We start from the raw sequence: 4621 nt of genomic DNA, 5'->3' as shown, positions 1-4621 counted from the left end.
AAAAACGCCGTGAATTTGCCTTCGATCCCTGCGCACGTGATGGAAAAAGTCCAACCGTACTTCACGTTGGGTGAAAAGCTGGGCCATTTCCTTGCCCAAGTGACCGTAGGTTCCATTTCGGAGATTTCGATTAAATATAGCGGTGAATTGACGGATGTAGACACGTCCCCGCTGACTCGCACAGTCCTCAAGGGTGTACTGTCCTTCCGTCTAGGCGAGGAAGTCAACTATGTGAACGCCCCTATTCTCGCAAAAGTGCGCGACATCACCGTAACGGAGCAAAAGGCAGCACAAAACAAAGGCTTTACGAACTTGCTGACCGTTAGCTTAAAAACGACGCAAGAGACACGCACAGTGGCTGGAACGCGACTCAATGGTTACGGTGCGCGTATTGTGAAAATTGACGACTTTGCGATTGACGTAGCGCCAGAGGGCTACCTGCTCTACATTCACCATAATGACCGTCCAGGTGTGATCGGACGTGTGGGTTCCATCTTGGGTGAAAACAGCGTGAACATCGCAACGATGCAGGTAGGACGCCGTGATATCGGTGGGGACGCGATCATGATGCTCTCTGTCGACAAACCATTGACGCCAGAGCTTCTCGATACGATGGGCGAGCTGGCGGAAGTGAAAAGCGTTACACAAATCGAGCTGTAGATTCTCCCTTCTACACAAGAACAGACCTGGCCAAATGCCGGGTCTTTTTCTTTACCCTGATTTTGGTTAGAGCTATAATGGGACAAGATAATTCTGCACACCAAGGAAGGAGCTTCTTATGACGAACCAAGCATTATTCGCTATTGGTATCTTTTTAGTTACCTATGCATTTATTATTAGCGAAAAGTTACATCGTACCATCGTCGCCATGTCTGGCGGAATTCTCATGGTCTTGTTCGGGATCGTTACACAGGAACAAGCGATTCACCATATCGACTTTAACACCCTCGGCCTACTTATTGGGATGATGATCTTGGTTGCCATTACGGCGCAAACCGGTGTATTCAAGTATGTGGCCATCCGTGCTGCAAAGGTCGCAAAGGGCAAACCGATTCGCATCCTTGTCTACCTGAGCTTGATCACGGCGATTGCCTCCGCCTTTTTGGACAACGTTACTACTGTACTTCTCATCGTACCTGTGACGTTTAGCATCGCCCGCCAGCTCCAGCTTAATCCGATTCCTTTTTTAATCAGTGAAATTATCGCCTCCAATGCCGGAGGAACCGCTACGTTGATCGGTGACCCACCGAATATCATGATTGGCAGTTCTGTACCGGAGCTCGATTTTATGAAGTTTATCGTAAATTTGAGCCCAATTATCGTCGTGATTCTGGCTGTCACTGTCGTTTTCTTGGTCCTGATATACCGTAAGCAGTTAGTAACCTCACCTGAGCTGAGTGCAAAAATCATGCAGTTAAATGAGCGCGATGAAATTACCGACAGCCGTTTATTGAAAAAGTCTTTGACGGTGATGGGGTTGACCATCATTGGTTTCATGCTCCATGGCGCCCTTCATTTGGAATCGGCAACAATCGCTTTAACTGGAGCTTTTCTTTTGCTCCTCCTTACTGGAGAGCATTATTTAGAAGACGCGATCAGCAAAGTCGAGTGGAATACGATTTTCTTCTTCATCGGCCTGTTTGTTCTCGTCTCTGGATTAGTGGAAACTGGGGTGATCAAACAGCTCGCAACGGAAGCGATTAATCTGACCGGTGGAGATTCATTAAAGACCTCCCTGTTGATCCTCTGGTTAAGCGCAATCGCCTCTGCCTTTGTTGACAATATCCCTTTCGTTGCCACCATGATTCCCATGATCAAGGAAATGGGCGCACTCGGGATCACCAATTTGGAGCCGCTTTGGTGGAGCCTTGCACTCGGGGCTTGTTTAGGAGGAAACGGTACCTTGATTGGAGCGAGTGCCAACGTGATTGTTGCTGGCTTGGCCTCAAAGGAAGGATATCATATCGGCTTTTTTAGCTTTATGAAAATCGCCTTCCCGTTAATGATCCTGTCTATCTTGATTGCTCATGTCTACGTTTATCTACGCTATTTTATTTGGTGAGGAGGAATCGCTCTTGTTTCAGTACACCTATAATCAAGAGGAAATTGAGATCAACGAACATATTTCACAGCAAGATGCTACCTACCACATCGTCGTAAAATCTGAATCCATGCGAGCTCGTGTAAAAGAAGTTCGTCGTTATTTTGAAGGGAACAAAGACTATACGGATGTCCTGTTTTTTTCGCGAGAGGACGGGTCTTTCGAAGTAATCGTCCGTCACAATATGATTGAATCCTTTTTGATTCACGCCTTTCGCTTCAAATGCTTGAAATCGATTTGTTGGGAATAAAAAAACTCCGCCGTACGTAGGAACGGCGGAGTTTTTTTGTCTATAGAATGGAAAGGATATCACGAACATCATCGAGAATAAAATCTGCTTTTTCCTCTTCAAACTTGCTGCGTGCGTCTTGACCAGACAGTCCAGTCAATGTCGCTGCAAACTTGCAACCGATTGAGCGAGCCGCCAGAAAGTCTGCAAGTGAATCGCCGACGATCAGCACCTCTTCTCCATTTTCGATTGGCAATGAAAAATGGACTGCCTCGCTAATCGGCGCATCGAGTCCGAGCAACCCTTTTACATAGGAGTAAGGGTGTGGTTTGGACATCGGCGCAAAGCTAGGAAATGCTTCTTCCGCATCGAGTACGTGAGAGGCAGTTACGACACGGTTCGGGTCGAACCATTCCAGTATATTCATCTCACTGAGGGGAACATGCGTCTCGATCGTAGGGCGCCCTGTTCCAATCCCCAGTGTGTATCCTTTTTCTTTTAACGTGCGGAACAACTCAACCATTTCCGCAGGTGGTACAATCGGAATCTCGTCTGACAAGAAGCCCTTCTTGCCTGGCTGCATGGTTTCACGGCCAATCGATGCCGCCACGCGCTCATCACCGAGATACCATTCTTGAAACGTCTTTTGAATCAACTGCCATAGATCACTATTGCGAGAGAACATTTCTGTTGAAATACCGCAACGCTCTTTCGCAATCTGATTCAAGTAAAGAAGCATTTCTGCTTTTTGTGCGGAACCTTTGGCAAAATCAGCGGTGAACGCTGCGTAGTCTACTTGGAAATCAGGAGCATAAGTGGCAGCCCACTCTTTCACTTTTGCCAGCTGCGGTCGATCAATTTGCTCGACAAGAAGGCTCGTTGCTTCTGGAACTTGCGTTTTAACCGCTTCAATCAAACGAATCAACTGATAGGAAAACGCAAGGAAAACCATGTCCCAGTTGGAGTTGATTCCACGTGACTTGATAAAGTTTAGCACTTCATCATGAGCGAAAACTTGTTCGCGCACCCGTCTGATTTGTTCTTCTTCTGGAGAAGGTGTGAATTCCTCGCCTGCAAGCCCTACATACTGCGGACTGTACAAAAATTCCCACACTGTCAATGCAGAAGCATCAAAGTAACGCTCTTCACTCAACATAACCCCGTCAACATCAAATAAGATCGTTTTGATCATTTTCTCTCTACACTCCTACTTGTTTTTATGCAGCATCAAGGCGATTGTAAAAGTCGTTCCCTCACCCAGTTTACTTTGCACACTGATGGTGCCCCCGTGTGCCTCAACAAGGTTTTTCGCGATGGCTAGTCCAAGACCAGTTCCGCCTAGTCGTCCACGTGTGCGAGCCTTGTCAGCTTTATAGAATCGCTCAAAAACAAACGGCAAATCTTCTTGCGGAATGCCACTGCCTGTATCGATTATCTCAACCAGCAACGTTTTATCCCCGCGAGCCCGAATGGTGACGCTTCCCCCACTTGGCGTATGCCGCAGCGCATTATCGATCAAGTTCGTTAGCACTTGCTCCATACGATCAGGATCAATGAGCACGTGGGTATGCGTCGTCGATATTTCAAGGAAGAGATGGATTTCACGTTCCCTAGCCAAATTCGTGAATTTGCGTTGAATGCGCTCCAAATACGGACGCAGCTCCAGTGTTTCCTGGAACAATTCCACATGCCCCGCTTCCATCCGTGCCAGGTTGAGCAATTCATTCACCAGCTTGGTCATACGCGCTGACTCGTCATAGATGATCTGTGCCAATTCTTTATGCTCTTCCGGTGTAGCCACAATATCATCCACAATCGCTTCACTGTACCCTTGCAACATGGATAAAGGTGTTCGCAGCTCATGGGATACGTTCGCCACGAAATCATTGCGCATCTTATCCAGCTTACGCTCCTGCGTGATGTCCCGAAGAACTGCGACAGCACCTCGGATTTGATCCCGATCGTTCAAAGGTACCATGACAACGGACCATATCCGTCCTTGAACAGGGATATCCTCTGTCACTTCCTGTCCGGTTTGCAAAACCTGCTGATAGAACGGGAACAGCGGCACAGGCTCATCCGAATGCTCGAAATCCCAATCCCGCAAAAAACGTTCTGCTGGCGGATTCGTCACGGCCAGCTTGCCGTTCGCATCTATCATCACAACACCATCTACCATGCTTCTAAGAACGCTCGCCAGCTGCTCCTTCTCTTTGGACAGTGCATCGACTAACTGATTGAGCTTGCTTGCCATCGTGTTGAAAGAAGCCGCCAGTTCACCAGTCTCGTCT

5 protein-coding genes are annotated in these 4621 nt (G+C 47.7%); 3 read left to right on the top strand and 2 right to left on the bottom strand.

What is annotated here, in order from left to right:
- The 3 genes from C7R94_RS29235 to C7R94_RS29225 all read left to right on the top strand — a co-directional run.
- The coding region (locus tag C7R94_RS29235) for an ACT domain-containing protein (protein ID WP_146142858.1) at positions 1 to 660 on the top strand (660 nt) is incomplete at its 5' end.
- 118 nt (positions 661 to 778) lie between these two features.
- Entirely contained in the window at positions 779 to 2062 is a 1284-nt protein-coding gene (locus tag C7R94_RS29230; RefSeq protein WP_106786000.1) for an ArsB/NhaD family transporter, read from the top strand.
- A gap of 13 nt (positions 2063 to 2075) precedes the next feature.
- A complete protein-coding gene (locus C7R94_RS29225; protein WP_233220706.1) occupies positions 2076 to 2351 on the top strand; it encodes a hypothetical protein in 276 nt (91 codons plus the stop codon).
- A 40-nt stretch (positions 2352 to 2391) separates the two neighbouring features.
- Here C7R94_RS29225 and C7R94_RS29220 read toward each other — a convergent pair whose 3' ends face one another.
- Both C7R94_RS29220 and C7R94_RS29215 read right to left on the bottom strand, forming a co-directional pair.
- Positions 2392 to 3522, bottom strand: a complete 1131-nt coding sequence (locus C7R94_RS29220; RefSeq protein ID WP_106785998.1) for an HAD family hydrolase — start codon at positions 3520 to 3522, stop codon at positions 2392 to 2394.
- A gap of 15 nt (positions 3523 to 3537) precedes the next feature.
- Positions 3538 to 4621: sensor histidine kinase (locus tag C7R94_RS29215; protein WP_146142857.1), on the bottom strand; the 1084-nt coding region annotated here is incomplete at its 5' end.

Source organism: Brevibacillus sp. NRRL NRS-603 (assembly GCF_003013445.1).
In the GTDB taxonomy this organism is placed as follows: Bacteria; Bacillota; Bacilli; order Brevibacillales; family Brevibacillaceae; genus Brevibacillus; species Brevibacillus formosus.
The sequence above is the reverse complement of the archived record's forward strand: the minus strand, read 5'-3'. Positions and strand labels throughout refer to the sequence as shown.

What these genes read in the sequence shown, in the direction of transcription:
- C7R94_RS29230 (WP_106786000.1), top strand. Translation starts at nt 779, where the DNA reads ATGACGAACCAAGCATTATTCGCTATTGGTATCTTTTTAGTTACCTAT.
- C7R94_RS29220 (WP_106785998.1), bottom strand. Translation starts at nt 3,522, where the DNA reads ATGATCAAAACGATCTTATTTGATGTTGACGGGGTTATGTTGAGTGAA.